Source organism: Pseudonocardia thermophila (genome assembly GCF_900142365.1).
Lineage (GTDB): Bacteria > Actinomycetota > Actinomycetes > Mycobacteriales > Pseudonocardiaceae > Pseudonocardia > Pseudonocardia thermophila.
The window spans coordinates 197987-215937 of record NZ_FRAP01000001.1 but is presented as its reverse complement, the minus strand read 5'-3'; the positions used below and the strand labels follow the sequence as shown (position 1 = coordinate 215937).

The 17951-nt window shown below is 73.5% G+C and carries 16 protein-coding genes; 8 read left to right on the top strand and 8 right to left on the bottom strand.

The window, feature by feature from the left end; translation table 11 throughout:
• Positions 1-57 precede the first annotated feature (57 nt).
• Positions 58-2004 carry a vWA domain-containing protein gene (locus tag BUE41_RS01065; RefSeq protein ID WP_073454908.1) on the top strand — a complete coding sequence of 649 codons (1947 nt, stop codon included), beginning with the start codon at positions 58-60 and terminating at the stop codon, positions 2002-2004.
• Here BUE41_RS01065 and BUE41_RS01060 read toward each other — a convergent pair.
• From BUE41_RS01060 to BUE41_RS01045, 4 genes are read right to left on the bottom strand one after another with little or no spacing between them, the layout of a single operon-like run.
• Positions 1983-2513, bottom strand: a complete 531-nt coding sequence (locus BUE41_RS01060) for a hypothetical protein (RefSeq protein ID WP_073454907.1) — start codon at positions 2511-2513, stop codon at positions 1983-1985. The two genes, BUE41_RS01065 and BUE41_RS01060, sit on opposite strands and share 22 nt — an antisense overlap.
• A gap of 59 nt (positions 2514-2572) precedes the next feature.
• Positions 2573-3781 carry an N-acetylglucosamine-6-phosphate deacetylase gene (locus BUE41_RS01055; RefSeq protein ID WP_234996865.1) on the bottom strand — a complete coding sequence of 403 codons (1209 nt, stop codon included), beginning with the start codon at positions 3779-3781 and terminating at the stop codon, positions 2573-2575.
• Positions 3778-4797, bottom strand: coding sequence for an SIS domain-containing protein (locus BUE41_RS01050; protein ID WP_073454906.1), 1020 nt, complete (start codon positions 4795-4797; stop codon positions 3778-3780). The genes BUE41_RS01055 and BUE41_RS01050 overlap by 4 nt, the downstream gene beginning before the upstream one ends.
• Positions 4798-4844: 47 nt before the next feature.
• Entirely contained in the window at positions 4845-5729 is an 885-nt protein-coding gene (locus tag BUE41_RS01045; RefSeq protein ID WP_073454905.1) for an N-acetylglucosamine kinase, read from the bottom strand.
• 121 nt (positions 5730-5850) lie between these two features.
• Between BUE41_RS01045 and BUE41_RS01040 the strand changes: the two genes are divergently transcribed.
• The 5 genes from BUE41_RS01040 (at position 5851) to BUE41_RS01025 (ending at position 10454) form a co-directional block, all read left to right on the top strand.
• A complete protein-coding gene (locus BUE41_RS01040) occupies positions 5851-6045 on the top strand; it encodes a hypothetical protein (RefSeq protein WP_073454904.1) in 195 nt (64 codons plus the stop codon).
• A gap of 17 nt (positions 6046-6062) precedes the next feature.
• On the top strand, positions 6063-7301 hold the full coding sequence (gene mshC, locus BUE41_RS01035; protein ID WP_073454903.1) for a cysteine--1-D-myo-inosityl 2-amino-2-deoxy-alpha-D-glucopyranoside ligase: 1239 nt from the start codon (positions 6063-6065) through the stop codon (positions 7299-7301).
• An 852-nt stretch (positions 7302-8153) separates the two neighbouring features.
• A complete protein-coding gene (locus tag BUE41_RS29975; RefSeq protein ID WP_143171900.1) occupies positions 8154-8471 on the top strand; it encodes a hypothetical protein in 318 nt (105 codons plus the stop codon).
• Positions 8472-8691: 220 nt separating this feature from the next.
• Positions 8692-9966, top strand: coding sequence for an MFS transporter (locus BUE41_RS01030; RefSeq protein ID WP_234996864.1), 1275 nt, complete (start codon positions 8692-8694; stop codon positions 9964-9966).
• A 182-nt stretch (positions 9967-10148) separates the two neighbouring features.
• On the top strand, positions 10149-10454 hold the full coding sequence (locus tag BUE41_RS01025) for a hypothetical protein (RefSeq protein ID WP_073454901.1): 306 nt from the start codon (positions 10149-10151) through the stop codon (positions 10452-10454).
• Between the two features lie 176 nt (positions 10455-10630).
• Here the strand turns inward: BUE41_RS01025 and BUE41_RS01020 are convergent, their stop codons facing one another.
• Positions 10631-11881, bottom strand: coding sequence for a GGDEF domain-containing protein (locus tag BUE41_RS01020; protein ID WP_159444835.1), 1251 nt, complete (start codon positions 11879-11881; stop codon positions 10631-10633).
• A gap of 2915 nt (positions 11882-14796) precedes the next feature.
• Here BUE41_RS01020 and BUE41_RS32345 point away from each other — a divergent pair.
• The gene (locus BUE41_RS32345; RefSeq protein ID WP_268794426.1) at positions 14797-14931 is read left to right on the top strand and encodes a hypothetical protein; all 135 of its coding nucleotides are present in this window, start codon (positions 14797-14799) and stop codon (positions 14929-14931) included.
• Between the two features lie 313 nt (positions 14932-15244).
• Here the strand turns inward: BUE41_RS32345 and BUE41_RS30610 are convergent, their stop codons facing one another.
• On the bottom strand, positions 15245-15421 hold the full coding sequence (locus BUE41_RS30610) for a hypothetical protein (RefSeq protein WP_159444834.1): 177 nt from the start codon (positions 15419-15421) through the stop codon (positions 15245-15247).
• A gap of 35 nt (positions 15422-15456) precedes the next feature.
• Between BUE41_RS30610 and BUE41_RS01010 the strand changes: the two genes are divergently transcribed.
• A complete protein-coding gene (locus BUE41_RS01010) occupies positions 15457-15828 on the top strand; it encodes a DUF2237 family protein (RefSeq protein ID WP_073454898.1) in 372 nt (123 codons plus the stop codon).
• A gap of 38 nt (positions 15829-15866) precedes the next feature.
• Here the strand turns inward: BUE41_RS01010 and BUE41_RS01005 are convergent, their stop codons facing one another.
• On the bottom strand, positions 15867-16991 hold the full coding sequence (locus tag BUE41_RS01005) for an MFS transporter (protein WP_200803714.1): 1125 nt from the start codon (positions 16989-16991) through the stop codon (positions 15867-15869).
• A 38-nt stretch (positions 16992-17029) separates the two neighbouring features.
• Positions 17030-17923: a PAC2 family protein gene (locus BUE41_RS01000; protein ID WP_073454897.1), complete on the bottom strand. Its 894-nt coding sequence runs from the start codon at positions 17921-17923 to the stop codon at positions 17030-17032.
• Positions 17924-17951 lie beyond the last annotated feature (28 nt).

The following is a 17951-nucleotide window of genomic DNA, read 5'->3' as shown; positions in this document are numbered from 1 at the left end:
GTGCGGTCACGAGATTTTTCGCAGCGCCGGCGGTCGACCCGGCGTAGCGTCGGATGCGTGCGCAGAGCCGGTCGCCGCTACTCCTACGGCCCCTACGTCGACGGACCAGATCCGCTCGCCCCGCCGCTCGACCTCCGGGCTGCGCTGGACGAGATGGGCCGGGACGTCATGGAGGGCTCCTCGCCCCGGTCCGCCCTGCAGGAGCTGCTGCGCCGCGGCCTCCAGGGCCGCCGGGGGCTCGACGAGCTGACCCGCCAGGTCTGGGAGCGCCGCCGCAGGCTGCAGCGGGAGAACCGGCTCGACGGCACTCTGGAGGAGGTCCGCGAGCTGCTGCGCCAGGCCCTCGACGCCGAACGCGACGCGCTCGCCCGCGACGACGGCGACGACGCGCGGTTCCGCGAGATGCAGCTCGACGCGCTCCCGTCCGACACCGGCGGGGCGGTCCGCGAGCTGGCCGACTACGACTTCCGCTCGCCGACGGCGCAGCAGGCCTACGACCGCATCCGCGACCTGCTCGGGCGTGAGCTGCTGGCGCAGCGCTTCCAGGGCATGAAGCAGGCGCTGGAGGGCGCCACGCCGGAGGACGTCGAGCGCGTCCGGGAGATGCTCGACGATCTCAACCAGCTGCTCGCCGAGCACGCCGCCGGGCAGGACACCACCGAGCGGTTCGCCGAGTTCATGCGCAAGCACGGCGACTTCTTCCCGGAGGGCCCGCAGAACACCGACGAGCTGATCGATCTGCTCGCCGCCCGCGCCGCCGCCGCGCAGCGGCTGCTCAACTCGCTGTCCGCCGAGCAGCGTGCCGAGCTCATGGAGCTGGCCCAGCAGGCCTTCGGCGACCCGCGGCTCGCCCGGTCGCTCGCGCAGCTCGACGCCCAGCTGCAGGCCCTGCGCCCCGGCGAGGACTGGGACGGGTCCGGCCGCTTCCGCGGCGAGAACCCCATGGGCATGGGCGAGGCCACCCGCGCCATGGAGGAGCTCGGCCAGCTCGACGCGCTCGCCGAGCAGCTCGCCCAGAGCTACCCGGGTGCCCGGCTGGAGGACATCGATCTCGACGCCGTCGAGCGCCACCTCGGCGAGGAGGGCCGCGTCGACGTCCAGGCACTGATGGAGCTGCAGCGCGAGCTGGAGCGTCAGGGCCTGTTCGAGCGTGCCCCCGACGGATCGCTGCAGCTGTCGCCGAAGGCGCTGCGCCGGCTCGGCGATTCGGTGCTGCGGGAGATCGTCGACCGGATCGGTGGCCGTCGCGGCGAGCGGGAGAACCGCCGCGCCGGCGCCGCGGGCGAACCGACCGGCGCCACCCGGCCGTGGCAGTTCGGCGACACCCAGGCCTGGAACGTGCCGCGCACCCTGCTCAACGCGCAGCTGCGCCGGGCCACCGGGGACGAGCGCGCGCTCGACGTCACCGACGTCGAGATCGTCGAGACCGAGACCCGCCACCGCGCCGCGGTGGCGCTGTGCGTGGACACGTCGTGGTCGATGGTGCAGGACGGCCGCTGGGTGCCGATGAAGCGCACCGCGCTCGCGCTGCACCACCTCATCTCGACCCGGTTCCGCGGCGACGACCTCACGCTCGTCACGTTCGGCCGGCACGCCCGCGAGGTCGAGCTGGGGGAGCTGATCGGCCTCGAGGGTGTGTGGGAGCAGGGCACCAACCTGCACCACGCGCTGCTGCTGGCCGGTCGCCACCTGCGCCGCAACCCCGACGCGCAGCCGGTCGTGCACATCGTGACCGACGGCGAGCCGACCGCCCACCTCGAACCCGACGGGCACGCCGTGTTCGACTGGCCGACGAGCCCGCAGACCCTGCGCGCCACCGTGGCCGAGCTGGACCGGCTCACCGGGCTGCAGGCGTCGATCACCTTCTTCGTGCTCGGCGACGATCCGCGGCTCGCCGCGTTCATGGACGGCCTCGCCCGCCGGTGCAACGGCCGCGTCGTGGCGCCCAGCCTCGACGGGCTCGGCGCCGAAGTGGTGGCGGACTACCTGCGCACCCGGCGCTGAGCAGGCTGGGCCGCACCGCGCCGGATCCGGCCCCACGGCTTCACCACGGACAGGAGCGTCGTGGTGAGCAGCGACAGCGGCGCCACGATCGCCGGGTAGACGAGGTCGGTGACGTCCGCCGGCGCCGAGACGGCCCCGGCAGCCAGCGCGTCCCCGTACGCGGCGACGGCGGGCAGCATCGGGGCGAGCACCGTGCACACCAGCGTCACCAGCACCAGTGTGATCACCAGCTTCGCGGCCACCCACCAGTAGGACAGCAGGCCCCAGCGGGTGCCGACGCCCAGCAGCAGGCCGGTGATCAGCGCCGCTGTGCTCGCCACGATCAGCGGCGCACCGAGGAACGTACCGAGCGCGCGGTAGGCGAGGGCCACCGCACCGCGGTCACCGCCGAGCAGCCCGACCGCGATGAGCAGGGACTTCGCCGCGTCGAGCCCGATCCACGCCCCGACCGACCACACGTGCGCGACGAGCGCGACCTTGCGGGTCCCGGGGGAGAGCTGCAGGTTCATGCCGCCCGATGGTTCGCGCGGCCGGCTCACCGCACATCGGCCCGCGGGTGACACCCCGGCTACGCCCGCGGGAGTACTTCTTCGACGATCCGGCCCGCGCGCAGCACCTCGCGCACCCGCAGCCACCCGTCCGCCCCCTCGTCGAGGACGACGACGTCGGCGCGCAGCCCGGACGCCAGCGCCCCCACCTCGTCGGCGAGCCCGAGCACCCGGGCCGGGGTGGTCGCGGTGAGCGCGACGGCCTGCGCCAGCGCCTCGGCGCGCGGCAGCCGTGCCTCCGCCACCAGCCGGGCGAACAGGTCTGCGGTGGTGGCGGTGCTGCCCGCGATCGGGCCGGACGCGCCGTCCGGGCCGGCCACCCGCGCGACCCGGTCGGTGACGGTGACCCGCAGCGCGCCCAGCCGGTAGTCGCCGTCGGGCATGCCGGCCGCGGCCATCGCGTCGGTCACCGCGGCGACCCGGTCCGGGCCGGCGGCCGCGAGGACGTGCCGCCACAGCGCCGGATGGACGTGCAGCCCGTCGGTGACCAGCTCCACCACCACCCGCGGGTCCTCCAGCAGCGCGATCGCCGGGCCGGGCTCGCGGTGGTGCACCGGCGCCATCGCGTTGAACAGGTGCGTGCCGACCCGCGCGCCCGCGGCGATCGCCTCACGGGTGAGCGCGTAGCTGGCGTCGGTGTGCCCGACCGCCGCGATCGCGCCGGCGTCGACGATCCGGCGGACGGCCTCGAGCCCACCGGCTCGCTCCGGGGCGAGGGTGACCATGCGGACGACGCCGGTGGCCAGCAGCGCGGCCAGCTCGGCCGGGTCCGGGTCGCGCAGCTGCCGCGGATCGTGGGCGCCGCAGCGGGCGGTGGCCAGCCACGGGCCCTCGAGGTGGACGCCGGCCAGCTCGCCGTCGGCGACCAGCTCGGTGAGCGCGGCGACGTCCCGGCGCAGTTCGGCCGGTGACGCCGCGACGAGGCTGGCGAGGGTCGTCGTGGTCCCGTGCGCCCGGTGGAACTGCACGGCGCGCAGCGCCTCGGCCGGGTCGCCGCCGGTGAACGCGGCCCCTGCGCCACCGTGGACGTGCTGATCGACGAACCCCGGAACGATCACCGCGCCGGCGCCGAGATCGCGCCGGGTGCCGCCGGGCGGGGGAGCGCCGTGGCCGACGGCGGCGATGCGCTCGCCCTCGACGGCGACCCACCCGGGTGCCGCGGTGCCCAGCGCGACCACCGTGCCGGCCACCAGCACCGTGCGCTCGCCGTCTCGATCAGGGTCGGTCACAGGGTCTCCGTGATCTTGCGCAGCCCGCGGGGGGCGTCCGGGTCGCCGCCGCGGCCGACGGCGACGTGCAGCGCCAGCTGCTGCAGCGGAAGGATCTCCAGGATCGGCGACAGCCGTTCCGGCAGCCCACCGGGCAGGGCCACGCCCGCGGCGGCGGCCTCGACGGCAGCCGGTCGCCCGATCACGCACACGTCGGCGTCCTGCTCGCGCAGCCGGGCGAGCGTGGCCTGCATGGCGTCCCCGCCGATCCCCTCGGCGACGACGGCGAGCACCGGCACCTGCGGGTCGACCAGCGCGAGCGGGCCGTGCAGCAGATCGGCCCCGGAGAACGCCTGCGCCGACACGTACGCGGTCTCCATCAGCTTGAGCGCGGCCTCGCGCGCGGTGGCGTAGGAGTAGCCACGGCCGGTGGTGAGCAACCGCTGCGCGAACCGGTAGCGGACGGCGAGCGCAGCGATCGCCGCGTCCTGCTCGATCAGTCCCGCTCCGAGATCGGGCAGGGCCGCGGGGGCGGGTGCGCCGTCGCGGACGGCCATGAGCAGCTCGTGCAGCGCGAGCAGCTGGGCGGTGTAGGACTTGGTAGCGGCCACCGCGCGCTCGGGCCCGGCCAGCACGTCGACGTGGTGGTGGGCCGCGGTCGCGAGCGGTGATCCCGCGTTGTTGGTGACGGCGACGGTCAGCGCGCCGCCCGCCCGGCCGATCTCCAGGCAGCGCACGAGATCGGGGGAGCCGCCGGACTGGCTCACCCCGATCATGAGCACGTCGCGCAGGTCGGGGCGGGCGCCGTAGGCGGTCATCGTGGACGGCGAGCCGAGTCCGGCGGGCAGCTGCAGCTCGATCTCGACCAGGTACTTCGCGTAGAGGGCGGCGTGGTCGCTGGTGCCGCGGGCGACCAGCACGACCGTGCGGGGGTGCCGGGCCCGGATCGCGGTCGCCGCGGCGGCGAGCCCGGCCTCGGCCCCGTCGGCGAGGAAGCGGCGCCAGACGGCGGGCTGTTCGGCGATCTCGGCAGCCATGAGCTCACCCGGCCGGTGTGCGCCGGTCCGTTGGTCTACTCCGGCGGTCACGGTGTCACCCCCGCGGCGAGTCGTTCGGCGAGTCGCACCGCGCCGTGCACGGGTGCGACCGGCAGGAGCTCGACGGCGGTGCCGGGCAGGTGTGCGCGGACCGCGTCGAGCAGTGCGGGATGGTGGGTGGCGAACCCGCCGGCGACGACGACCGGGCCGGCGATGCCGAGCCGGTCGAGCACCTGCCGGGCGAGCGCCGCCAGCGCCTGCGCGGCCGACTCCATGATCTGGCGCGCAGCAGGGTCGCCGCGCTCGGCCAGCGCGGCCACGACGCCTGCCCGCCGGGCCCAGTACCGCTTGTCGGGGACCTGGTAGACGTGGTCGACCAGCAGTGTGCGGTGCGCGACGCCGCAGTCGGTCACCAGCGCCGCCGTCAGCGGGTCGACCGGCGCACCGCGGTCGAGCAGCCGCAGAGCGTGCCTCACGGCGTCGAGCGCGACCTGGTACGCGCTGCCCTCGTCGCCGAGCAGGTGGCCCCAGCCGCCGGCCCGGGCGTGCCGCCCGTCGGGTGCCGCGCCCCAGGCGGCCGAGCCGGTGCCGCTGATCAGCGCCACACCGGCGTCGCGCCCGACCGCGGCGAGGACGAGCCGGGCATCGTGCACGACCTCGACCCGCGCCCCGGGCACGTGCGCGGCGATCAGGTCGCGGACGGTCGCCACGGTGACGGGGGAGTCGGCCCCCGCCGCGCCGGCGCAGACCGCGTCGATCCCGTCGGTTCCGACGGCGGCGAGCACCTCGCCGAGCCGGGTGCCCGCGACCTGATCGCCGACGGCCGCGATGTTGGCGCCGTCGCCCTCCGCCTCCCCGACGACGGCTCCGTCGACGCTGCGCACGGCCCGCGTGGACGAACCGCCGACGTCGAGGCCGATCACCGCTGCCATCGCACCTCCGGTCTAGATGTTGGGGCTAGATGTTTGGTCTAATAGCTCGCAGTCTACGCGCGCGTCAAGCATGTCCGGCGCAGCGTTCACGGGGCACGGTTCACGGGGCACACTGTCGGACATGTCCGGATCGAACACCGATGACGTCCAGGTGTGCGTCCGGTGCGGACGGCGTCGGGATCCGCAGGACCACACGGCGCTGGCCTGGTCGAGCGCGCACGAGGGCGGAACCACCAGCTGGCTGTGCCCGGAGTGCGCCCGTCACCACGTCCGGGACATCGAGGCGCGCGTGGACCGGGAATGGTGGCGGGAGTGACGACGTAAGTTGTGTCTATGCAGACCTGGGCAGCCGTCGACATCCCCGTCCTGGCCGGTGAGGGGCCACCGCTGCGGCTCTACGACCGCGCGACCGACCGCGTCCGACCGACGGCGCCCGGCGCCACGGCGACGATGTACGTCTGCGGCATCACTCCCTACGACGCCACCCACCTCGGGCACGCCGCGACCTACCTGGCGTTCGACCTGGTCAACCGGCTCTGGCGGGATCTCGGGCACGACGTCCACTACGTCCAGAACGTCACCGACATCGACGATCCGCTGCTCGAGCGGGCCGCCCGCGACCAGGACGACTGGGTGGTCCTGGGCATGCGCGAGACGGCGCTGTTCCGCGAGGACATGGAGGCGCTGCGGGTGCTGCCGCCGCGGCACTACATCGGCGCCGTGGAGGCGATGAGCGAGATCGCCGAGCTCGTCGAGAAGCTGCTGGCCGGGGGTGCGGCCTACCGGGTCGACGATCCCGAGTACCCCGACGTCTACTTCGACATCACCGCTACGGGGCGGTTCGGCTACGAGTCCCGCTACGACGAGGAGACGATGCTGCGGCTGGCCGCCGAGCGCGGCGGCGACCCCGAGCGGCCGGGCAAGCGGCACCCGCTCGATCCGCTGCTGTGGCGGATGGCCCGGGAGGGCGAGCCGTCGTGGGAGTCCGCACTGGGCACGGGCCGGCCCGGCTGGCACATCGAGTGCGCAGCGATCGCGCTGAACCGGCTCGGCCCGCAGATCGACCTCAACGGCGGCGGCTCCGACCTGATCTTCCCGCACCACGAGTGCGGGGCCGCGCACGCCGAGGCGCTCACCGGGGTGGCGCCGTTCGCCCGGCACTACACGCACGCCGGCATGATCGGCCTCGACGGCGAGAAGATGTCGAAGTCGCGCGGCAACCTGGTGTTCGTCTCGAAGCTGCGGGCGGACGGGGTCGATCCGAACGCGGTGCGCGCCGCGCTGATCTCCGGGCACTACCGCACCGACCGCGAGTGGACCCCCCAGCTGCTCACCGAGGCCGAGCGGCGGCTGGCCCGCTGGCGGGAGGCCGTTGCGCTGGACACGGGCCCGGCCGCGGAGGACCTCGTCCAGCGGCTGCGCACGCACCTGGCCGACGATCTCGACACCCCGTCCGCGCTGGCCGCCGTCGACGCCTGGGTGGCGGAGGCGCTGGAGCGGCGGGGCACCGACCCAGCCGCCCCGCGGCTGGTGCGCGATGCGGTGGACGCGCTGCTCGGCATCGCCCTGTGAGGGCTCGCCACCGGTCCGTCCACCACGTCCTGGCGACGCGGTCAGCCCGACGCTGAGGCCGTTCAACCGGGGTGGACGACCTGGGTGGTGGCTTCCGTGGTGCTGCCGCACGGGACGGTGACGGTGCCCGTCGGCTGGGCGGACGAGGGCGCACTCGCCGGTGGCGGCGTCGACGGATGAGCCGGTCGGCGGAGGTCCACCGCTGTGTCGGGTCGCTGGTGCGACGGCAACCAGGCAGCCGGCGGTGGTGACCGGCTGTCCGGCGGGGGTGCGGGCCCAGGTCTGGTCGGGGTGATCCGACAGGCACGACCAGGTGCCGGGCGTGGTGGCGGTGGCCTCGAGGCAGGTGCCGAACCCGTCGATGATCCGGCCCCGATCCCCCTGCAGCGCCGGGTCCGGACGAGCCGGTGGGACGGCCCGGGTCGTGGCGCGTGGTGCGGGTGCGGTCGTGGGTGAGGTGTCGGTGCTGCGGTGGCTGCGGCGGGGGTGTCGGCGCGCGGGTGGTGGTGGCTGCCGGGTCGGGCACCGTGACCTCGGGCAGGTGCGGCACCGGCGCTGCCGCCGTGGCGCACCGAACCAGGGCCGGGGGTCGGTGCCGGCAGGCCGTCGGGCGCTGCTCGTGAGCCTGGGCGGTTGCGCGACGGGGCCGCGGTGCGGGGAGCGGGGCGGCGTGTGCGGTGACCGGGGGTTCGAGCGGTGTGGTGCGCGGGTGCAGCTGGGTGGCGACCGCGACGGCCGACCCGACGAGCACGGCGGCCAGGGCGGCGGCGAGGGCGAGCGACAGCAGGGGTTTGCGCCCACCGGTGCGGCCGCGACGCCCTCGCGGCGGCGGGGCGGGCGGGGCGTGTGGGCGTGACGGTGCCGTCGGGCCAGACGGTGCAGGTTTCCGATCGGCCGGTGGCGGTGTGGTGGCCTCCAGCTCGTTCGGGTGTTGCGGGCGGGCGGCGTCGACGACTGCGCGAACCCCGCGTCGACCGCGGCGAGCTGCCCGGTTCTCGGTGGAGCAGCGGCGTGGATCCGCAGCGGCTTGCCGGCCTGCGGGGCCTCGAGGATCTGGTCGTCGCCGAGGTGGAGGGCGACGTGGTGGATGGAGGCGGGGTCGGCGGGGTTGCGGGCGCGGACCACGAGGCCCGTGAACCGGGGAGGGGGAGCGAAGTGCGCGGCGGGTGATCCCCGCGGCGGCGAACGCGCGCAGCATCAGCCCGGAGCTGTCGAACGCGCCCGGCCCGGTCGCGCCCCACCGGTAGGGCTCGCTGAGCTGGGCGAGCTGGGCGAACCACTGGCCCGCAAGGAGCGCGTCGTGAGTTCGTTGCGCGAAGTGGCGGAGTGCGGATGGCGCCTCCGGCACAATGGGCCCCGGCACGGCGGCGGGAGGATCATGCAGCGGCGGGTGGGTTTCCTGTCCCTGCTGCGCATCGGCGAGTTCCGGGCGGTCTGGGCCGCCGAGTGCGGGTCCGTGGTCGGTGACCAGCTGGTCCGGGTCGCCGTGTCGGTGCTGGTGTTCGCGCGCACCGGGTCGGCCGCGGCGGCCACCGTCACCTATGCGTTGACGATGGTGCCTTCGGTGCTCGGCGGGGTGCTGCTGTCCTGGACCGCCGACCGCTACCGCCGCCGCACGATCATGGTGGCTGCCGATGCGGTGCGCGCCGTGCTCGTCGCGGTGATGGCGGTGCCCGGGCTGCCCGTGGCGGTGGTCGCGGCGTTGGTGGTCGCGATCGTGCTGCTGCGCGCCCCGCACACCGCTGCCCAAGGGGCGCTGCTGCCGCAGATCCTCGGCGAACGCTACGAGCTCGGGCTGGCGCTGCGGCAGATCACCAACCAGCTCGCCCAGGTCGGCGGGTTCGGGCTCGGCGGGATCGTCGTCGCCCTGGTCGCCCCGACCGGCACGCTGCTGATCGCGGCTGTCCTGTTCGCGGTCTCGGCGCTGCTGGTCCGGTTCGGCACCGCACCGCGCGAGCGACCTCTCGCGACCGGTGACGGTGGTGAACCGGTCTCGGCGCGGGCCCAGGTCATCAACGGCATGCGTGCGTTGATGCGTGATCGTGCCCGCCGGGCCCTGGTGGTGATGGCGCTGGTGGTCGGCTGCTACATCGTCCCGGAGGCGCTGGCGGTGCCCTACACCGCGCAGATCGGGGCCGGGGCCACCGAGGCAGGACTCCTCATGGCCGCCGGGCCGCTGGGCAGCATGCTCGGGGCCTGGGCGTTCGTCCGGTTCATGCCGCTGGCCAGCCGGGACCGCCTGGTCGGGGTGATCGCCGTGCTGACCGGGGTCCCGCTGCTGCCGACGATCGCCGTGCCGTCCTTCCCGGCGGCGTTCGTGCTCTGGACGGTCTCCGGCGCGCTGGCCGGCGCCTACGTGCTGCAGAGTCAGGCCAGCTTCGTCCGGCGCACCCCGGACGCCGAACGCGGCCAAGCCCTCGGCCTGGCGGGCTCCGCCATGATCGCCACCCAGGGGTTGGCGGTCGTCGGCGGCGGGGCGCTTGCCGACGGCACCTCGCCGGCGACCGCGATCGCCGCTGCCGCCGGATTCGGGTTGCTCGTCTCGGCGGCGACCGCGGTGTCGTGGGCGCGCGCCCGAGGACGACACACCGCCCCGAACTCCCCCGACGCCGAAGGCCCGTACTCCGCACCGCCCCCATCGACCGGGCCGCACCCGCCGGGGTGAGCGCGGCGGCGGCCAGGCGGCTTCCCGTCCTCGAGGTCATCGAGCGACTGGGACCCGCAACGACGTGCTCGCCCGCGACCTGATCGACGAGGTGCTGCGCGGACGCTGCGTGCTGGTGCCCGGCACGCGGGTCTGCACCCGCGCCCGGGCCGTTCCTGCGTGCGGCGACCACCAGCGACGACGTGCAGATCGACCAGTCGTCGCGCTGGCGGACCGGCGCGCGGCAACTCACGCTCGAGCAGCGGGAGCAGCTGGCCAACGATCCGCGCACCTGCGGGCCGTCGAGGGCGCGGTCAGCCAGGCCGAAGGGCGACGTCGACGCGGCCAGCTGGGCTGCCCCCGGCGCAGCCGTTCCGCTGCAGCTACGTGGCCGGCAGAGCGCGGTCGAGCACCGCCAACGGCTGTGGGTCACCCCGGCCGAGCGCGACGCGCTGCCCCACGTGCTGGCCGACTGCCCGGACCAATCCCTGCCCAGCGACCGCCACTGACCCCGAGGGGAGACACCGAGTCCCGAGCCCTGAGCCGAGCACCGTGATCGGCGGGCGCTCCTGGCGCGACCCGGTCCGGGCGTCGCGACGGGCCGTGCGCAACGCAGCACCAACGGCTTCGGCTCCCGCGCACCAGCCCAGGGCAGTGTCGCTAGGCGGCCCGAACTCTGCGGCTCCTACGTGATGGCCGGGACGCTGACGTTGCTGCGGTCGTCCGTCTCGCCGGCGATCCGCACCTGGTTGCGACCGTTGGCCTTCGCCACGTAGAGAGCGTCGTCGGCGGCGCGCAGCAGGGTGTCGAACCCGGCCTGGTCGTCGATGATCGCGGTGGTGATGCTCCCACCGATCGACACCGTCAACGGTCCGACGGTCAACGGCCCGTCGGCCGTGTTCACGGTGATCTGGCGGTGAGCGACGAACTCACGGATGCGCTCCGCGGCGGCGCGCAGCTCTTCTGCCTCACCGTGCAGGTTGGGCAGCAACACGACGAACTCCTCGCCGCCGAATCGCCCGATCACGTCGCCGTCGCGGGTCTGCAGGCGCAGCGCGTCGGCCATCGCCTGCAGCACCTGGTCACCGACGAGGTGACCGTAGGTGTCGTTGATCCGCTTGAAGTAGTCGACGTCGATGACCAGCATGCCGGCGGCGTGCCCGGCGGTCTGCGAGTTCTTGAGGGCCAGCATGGCCCGGGTGGCCCACGTGGCGGGGTTGAGCAGGCCCGTCTTGCTGTCGGTCTCGGCCGCGGCCCGCAGCTGCCGCAGCGGCGCTGACCGGTGCAGCACGACCATCGGCACGAGGACGAGCAGGCACAGCGCCGGGTGGATGTTCAGCGCGGTCGCCGCCATCGCGCCCAGCGACAGCGTGGACAGCTCCATGAGGTGGTCTTCCCACGACCCCAGGGCGACCGCCAGCGAGGGCTGGGGACTGCTCATCGCGATCGCCCCGGACACCAGCCCCGTGTTGACGGTGGTGTAGACCAGCAGCGCGACGGCGATGCTCAGCACGTTGCTCGGTGGCAGCTCCGGTGAGAGCGCCTCCTGGACGGTCGCTGCGGCCACGCAGGCCAGCAGCACGGTGGTCATGGTGAACGCGCTGCGGTAGTACGCCACGCGCGGCCGACCCGTGCGCCACCACAGGTGGAACTGGATCAGCGCCACCACCGGGATGGTCAGCACCAACGGCAGTGCGAGCGCCGCACAGAACGTCCACACACCCGAGAATTCGATGTGGTGGGGAACGGTCAGGCGGAGCCGTCTTCGCTCGATCTGCTTCCCGAGCTCGGTCGTGAACAGCGCGAGCCCGGCTATGGTCGCGGCCTCGATGTACTCGTGCGGCGTCGGGATGGTTGCCCGCAGCACGACGATGACGGCGATGGCCGCCATGGCCGCTTCGACCACGAAGATCGACACGAGGAGATGCGAGGGCATCTCCCAGATGGGCCAGCGGCGGGGATGCCACAGCAGCAGCGGGCGCTTCGACGACGCATCCGGCGTCGACGGCCCGTCATGCATCCCTACCCGCCCCCCTTGGTCATCAGGACGACTGTAGCCGACCAGCGCCGCTGCAGGAGCAAGACTGCTGCGTACGCAACACAAACCGTGACACACTGCGCGCGGACCGTCACCATGCGTCTGCGCGGATCCCGGTCGTCGTCGAGACCGCTCGACGAAGCCGGCACACCTCGCGGCACGCATGAAGGTGTGACCGGGAGCACTCCGGGTGTTGCTGAAGAACACGGCGCGAAGCGCTGGTTCACGCCCTTCTCCACCTCTTTACGAATGGTTCCGCCATCACCCGTCTGGAATAGCCTGCCAAGCGCAGCCAAACCGGACAGATGATCAGGCGACCCAGCGGTATGTGCGGCGAACGGTGGAAGGGTCTAACGCCGTATGGGGTAATCGTACGCCGCGTCCATTTAGTTGATCATGTCAACAGCGCGGTGAGAGGAGGCATCCGTGCGCAACCACAGCTGGACGTGAGTCGGGAGGGCTCGTGGTGTCGGTGATCAGCACTGGCCCGGGGATGGAGGTGATGAGCGGTGCGCAACCACAGCTGGACGTGAGTCGGGAGGGCTCGTGGTGTCGGTGATCAGCACTGGCCCGGGGATGGAGGTGATGAGCGGTGCGCAACCACAGCTGGACGTGAGCCGGGAGGGCTCGTGGTGTCGGTGATCAGCACTGGCCCGGGGAAGGAGGGAGCGAGTGATGCGCAACCACAGCTGGACGTGAGTCGGGAGGGCTCGTGGTGTCGGTGATCAGCACTGGCCCGGGGATGGAGGTGATGAGCGGTGCGCAACCACAGCTGGACGTGAGTCGGGAGGGCTCGTGGTGTCGGTGATCAGCACTGGCCCGGGGATGGAGGTGATGAGCGGTGCGCAACCACAGCTGGACGTGAGTCGGGAGGGCTCGTGGTGTCGGTGATCAGCACTGGCCCGGGGATGGAGGTGATGAGCGGTGCGCAACCACAGCTGGACGTGAGCCGGGAGGGCTCGTGGTGTCGGTGATCAGCGCAAGCCCGGGGAAGGAGGGAGCGAGTGATGCGCAACCACAGCTGGACGTGAGCCGGCGGGGCTCGTGGTGTGTCGGTGATCAGCACTGGCCCGGGGAAGGAGGGAGCGAGTGATGCGCAACCACAGCTGGACGTGAGCCGGCGGGGCTCGTGGTGTCGGTGATCAGCACTGGCCCGGGGAAGGAGGGAGCGAGTGATGCGCAACCACAGCTGGACGTGAGTCGGGAGGGCTCGTGGTGTCGGTGATCAGCACTGGCCCGGGGATGGAGGTGATGAGCGGTGCGCAACCACAGCTGGACGTGAGTCGGGAGGGCTCGTGGTGTCGGTGATCAGCACTGGCCCGGGGATGGAGGTGATGAGCGGTGCGCAACCACAGCTGGACGTGAGCCGGGAGGGCTCGTGGTGTCGGTGATCAGCACTGGCCCGGGGATGGAGGTGATGAGCGGTGCGCAACCACAGCTGGACGTGAGCCGGCGGGGCTCGTGGTGTCGGTGATCAGCGCAAGCCCGGGGAAGGAGGGAGCGAGTGATGCGCAACCACAGCTGGACGTGAGCCGGCGGGGCTCGTGGTGTGTCGGTGATCAGCGCAAGCCCGGGGAAGGAGGGAGCGAGTGATGCGCAACCACAGCTGGACGTGAGCCGGGAGGGCTCGTGGTGTGTCGGTGATCAGCGCAAGCCCGGGGAAGGAGGTGATGAGTGATGCGCAACCACAGCTGGACCTGAACCGCGCGATCGTGGGGCGCATCGGTGATGGAGGGACATCTCGGATGCGAGACCTACGCCGTGGAGTCACGTGAAGTGCCCTGCTTGTGGGCGCTTGTCGGAGATGTGTGGAAGCGAGCCTGCTCGATCGCTGCTCGGGCCAGGTCTTGATCGCAGAGGGCGAAGGCACCGTAGTGGAGGGTGTGCGCCAGCGCCATGCCGAAGGGGCACCCCGTCCGGTGGCTCGTCGGAGGTGAGGGGTCCTCTTCGCCGTCGGAGAGCGGGGGTGCAGCCGTTGCGCGGCGGCTGTCGTCGCACAGCGGGGCGCAGTCGCTGCCTCCGCCGTTGGAGCCGCCGCCGGTGTGTCCGTGTCTGTGGTCGTGCTTGCGGCGCTGCCTCTGGCTGTGGCCCCTGTCTTTCCCCTTCGCCGTGGCTGCGAGTCGTTCGAGCATGACCTCAGCACCCCGCGCGGGCGGTGGAAGTAGGGCGGGTTGCGCGGCCGACACCGCGCCGGCGAGTGCGGTCATGCCGAACAGGGCGAGAGGACGACCGCCACGGTGCAGATCGGCTTGACCGCCGCCGCCGCCACCCGGTTGCGGTCGGCGTAGCAGATCGAACCGCATCGCCGCCCGGATCAGGTGCACGGGCGTCTGAGGCGGCGTCGATCACTGCTGTGGCCTCGACCGCTTCAGGGAAGCCGGTCAGGGCGAACGCAGCAGACGATCAGCACATCGTGCACGCCGCGGGTTGCGCAGCTCGGCGCAGACCCCGGCCAGGAACGTCGCGCCACCTGCCGGTGTGGACCCCGATGCCGAGCACGAGTGTGTGAACCCGTCCAGGCCCCCGACGGGGAGGTGGACAGCCTTGTTGCGCACGTGGTGGCTGTCGCGGACCGCCACCACCGAGGCGTCGACGTACCGGATCGGCTGGATCTCCTCCAGCAGCCGGGCCTGCGGTGCTCACGACGCTGCGGTTGACCTGGTCGGTGACTGCGTCGGTGGCCGTCGAGATCGTCTCGTGCGACGACTGGCGCCGCGTGCGGCGGGTGATGCTGACCGATGGCACACACCGTCATCCCACCCGCGCACAGCGAGTTGACCACTTCGTCCGGACCGGCGGTGCGCCGGGCACCCTTGGGGACCAGGCGCGGCTGGAAGCCGGCCGAGGAGGGGCTCGACTCGTCACCGCGCGTGCCGCACGAGAAGTCGGATGCCCATCCCGCCCACTGCTACCCGTGGATCCTCCCCCAGGAGAACGCCGCCGGCTGACGCCTCATGACGCGCGCGGCGGCCCCTGGCCGAGGCGGCCGCGTCGCTCGGTGGCTGAGGTGCGACTCAGCCGGCCGGGTAGCCCCGACGGCGAGCGTGGCATGATCAACGTCTGGTGTGCATCGGGGTTGGCGTGCGCGGGCTCGCCCGCTGCGCGGCACCTCGGCAGCCCCTGGCCGTCCTGCTAGGAGCGCTGCGGCCGCTGGTCCGGCGATCCGCTGGCTCGCGGCCCGGTCACGGCCTCCTCGGCGGGGCTGGTGCGCGGGTGCGCGAGCGGATCCGCTGCTCGAGCCCGCCAGCGCTCCTCGGGCCGTCAGTCCGGCGGCTCGGGGATGTTGCTGTCGTCGACCACGTCCTCGTCCTCGGGCATCAGGACCTCCCTCTCGGGGTCCGGCGGCGGGACGTCCAGGTCCAGGTCGGGCGCTCCGGGCGGGCGCGGGGGCTCGGGGTCGATCGGGCGCAGCTGGTCGAGACGGTCCGGTTCACTCATGCGCGGCACGTACCCGTTCTGGTTGGCTTCCTCCCATGGCGCGCAACGTGCTCGGCGGAGAGCTGCAGACCTGCTCGACCGATCCGATGACCGGCTTCTACCGCACCGGTTGCTGCGAGACGGGCGCGGAGGACGTCGGCGTGCACACCGTGTGCGCCCAGATGACCGCGGAGTTCCTCGAGTTCTCCGCGGCGCAGGGCAACGACCTGTCCACACCGCGCCCGGAGTTCGGCTTCGCCGGGCTCAAGCCGGGGGACCGCTGGTGCGTGTGCGCGGACCGCTGGGTCGAGGCGTACGAGGCCGGGGTGGCGCCGCCGGTGGTGCTGGAGGCCACCCACGCGAGCATGCTCGACTGGGTCGACCTGTCGGTCCTGCAGCGCCACGCGGTGCCGTACTCCCGGGGCTGACCGCGTCGGGGATGACGTCGCCGAGGTCGCGGAGCGCGTCACTCCGCGACGGCGCCATCCTCGACGCGCGGACGGTTCGGCCGGGGGAGGGCGAGCGGCACGACGACCGCTACCAGCAGCGCCGGGACGAGGAAGGCCGCGAGCGGGTCGGTGCGGTAGATCGGGGTGATCACCGCCGGGGCGAGCGCCATGCCGCTGAACCGCACCGCCTGCACGACCGACATCGCGCCGCCCGCGTTCTCCCGTCCGGGCGCGAGGACGATCGAGTTGACCCCGACGAGCAGCAGCTGCCCGGCGAGCCCGCCCAGCGCCCAGATCGCCGCGATCAGCCCGACCGCAGGGGCCAGCCCGGCGCCCGCCACGACGAACGCGCCCAGCGCGGTCCCGATGAGTACGGTGCGCCGCGGCCCGATCCGGTCCACGGCCCCGCCGACCAGCCGCGCCGACAGCAGCCCGACGACGCCGAGCGCAGTCAGCACCAGCCCGCGGGTGCCGGCGGAGACGGCGAACGCGTCCTCCAGCCGCAGTGCCACGAGGAACGCCAGCCCCGCGACCAGCCCCCACCCGACGGCGGCGACGAGGCCGAGGCGCAGCACCTCGGGCCGGACCGCGGAGCGCAGCGCGGCGGCCAGCCCGGTCCGCGGCCCTGGATCGGTGTGCGGGATGCCCACGACGGCCAGGACCGCCGACGACACGGCCACCCCGACGAACGCCCACCGCCAGTCCACCTCGGCCGCCAGCCCGCCCAGCAGCGGTGCGGACGTGTGCCCGGCGGACTGCAGCGACCCGAACCAGCCCAGGGCCCGCCCGAGCCGTCCGGGCGCCGCGGTGGCCCCCACGGCCGCGAGCAGCAGCGGCGTGGTGAACGCGTTCGCGGCGCCCTGGACGACCCGGGCGGCCAGGAACAGCTCGAACGTCGGCGCGACCACCGCGGCGAGCGCGGCCACCGCGTAGACCACGTACCCGATCACGACGGCGCGGCGGCGGCCCCAGCGCTCGCCCAGCGTGCCGGAGACGAGCATCAGGCCCGCGAAGGGCAGCAGGTACGACGTGATCGAGGCCGCGGCCGTCGCCGGCGTGACCCCGTAGGTCGCCCCCAGCTCGGGCAGCATCGCGGCGGTGATCCCGCCGCCGAACGGTCCGAGGAAGGCGCCGGCGTACAGGCCCCCGGCGGCCGCGCGGGCCCGGAACGTCGCTCGGCTCAGTTGGCCGCGCCTCCCGCCCCGCGCCGGCGCAGGTAGCGCTCGAAGTCGGCGGCGATGGTCTCCCCGTCGGCCTCGGGCAGCAGGTCGGCCTCGGCCTCGGCCTGCTCCTCCAGCTGGCGGACGTACTCGCGCACCTCGTCGTCGGCCTCGGCCATCTCCGAGACCGTGCGCTCCCACTCCTCGGCCTGCTCGGGCAGCATGCCCAGGGGCACCTCGACGTCCAGCTGCTCCTCCAGGACCTGCAGGAGCGCGACCGTCGCCTTGGGCACCCGGGCCTGCGAGACGTAGTGCGGCACCGATGCCCAGAACGAGACGGCCGGGACGCCGGCCTCGACGCACGCGTTCTGCAGCACCCCGACGATGCCCGTCGGGCCCTCGTACGTGGACGGCTCGACGCGCATCCGACCCGCGGACGCGCGGTCGAACGAGATCCCGCTGATCGCCGTCGGCCGGGTGTGCGGGATGTCGGTGAGCAGGGCGCCGAGGGTGATGACCTTCGTCACACCCAGCTTCTCCACCCAGTCGAGGATCTCCCGGCAGAACGCCCGCCACCGCATGTTCGGCTCGATGCCGCTGACGAGCACGATGTGCTTCCCCGTGCCGGGGATCTCCGCGTAGGACAGCCGGGTGGTCTGCCACTCGATGCGCCGCGTGACACCGCCGGAGAGCCGTATGTGCGGCCGGGTGACCTGGAAGTCGTAGTACTCCTCGGGATCGATGCTGCCCAGGGGTTTGGCGTCCCAGGCCAGCTCCAGGTGCTCGACGGCGGTGCTCGCGGCCTCCCCGGCGTCGTTCCAGCCCTCGAAGGCGGCAACCAGCACCGGATCGACGAGACGGGGCAGCCCACCCTCGGCCGCCTCGCCCCCCGGTGTCTCCGGATCGCGGTTCATCGGTCCAGCCTACGGGCGCGAGGCCCGT

What these genes read in the sequence shown, in the direction of transcription:
- mshC (WP_073454903.1), top strand. Translation starts at nt 6,063, where the DNA reads ATGCAGACCTGGGCAGCCGTCGACATCCCCGTCCTGGCCGGTGAGGGG.
- BUE41_RS01045 (WP_073454905.1), bottom strand. Translation starts at nt 5,729, where the DNA reads ATGGCAGCGGTGATCGGCCTCGACGTCGGCGGTTCGTCCACGCGGGCC.
- BUE41_RS01000 (WP_073454897.1), bottom strand. Translation starts at nt 17,923, where the DNA reads ATGAACCGCGATCCGGAGACACCGGGGGGCGAGGCGGCCGAGGGTGGG.
- BUE41_RS01050 (WP_073454906.1), bottom strand. Translation starts at nt 4,797, where the DNA reads ATGGCTGCCGAGATCGCCGAACAGCCCGCCGTCTGGCGCCGCTTCCTC.
- BUE41_RS30610 (WP_159444834.1), bottom strand. Translation starts at nt 15,421, where the DNA reads ATGAGTGAACCGGACCGTCTCGACCAGCTGCGCCCGATCGACCCCGAG.
- BUE41_RS01060 (WP_073454907.1), bottom strand. Translation starts at nt 2,513, where the DNA reads ATGAACCTGCAGCTCTCCCCCGGGACCCGCAAGGTCGCGCTCGTCGCG.
- BUE41_RS01040 (WP_073454904.1), top strand. Translation starts at nt 5,851, where the DNA reads ATGTCCGGATCGAACACCGATGACGTCCAGGTGTGCGTCCGGTGCGGA.
- BUE41_RS01010 (WP_073454898.1), top strand. Translation starts at nt 15,457, where the DNA reads ATGGCGCGCAACGTGCTCGGCGGAGAGCTGCAGACCTGCTCGACCGAT.
- BUE41_RS01020 (WP_159444835.1), bottom strand. Translation starts at nt 11,881, where the DNA reads ATGCCCTCGCATCTCCTCGTGTCGATCTTCGTGGTCGAAGCGGCCATG.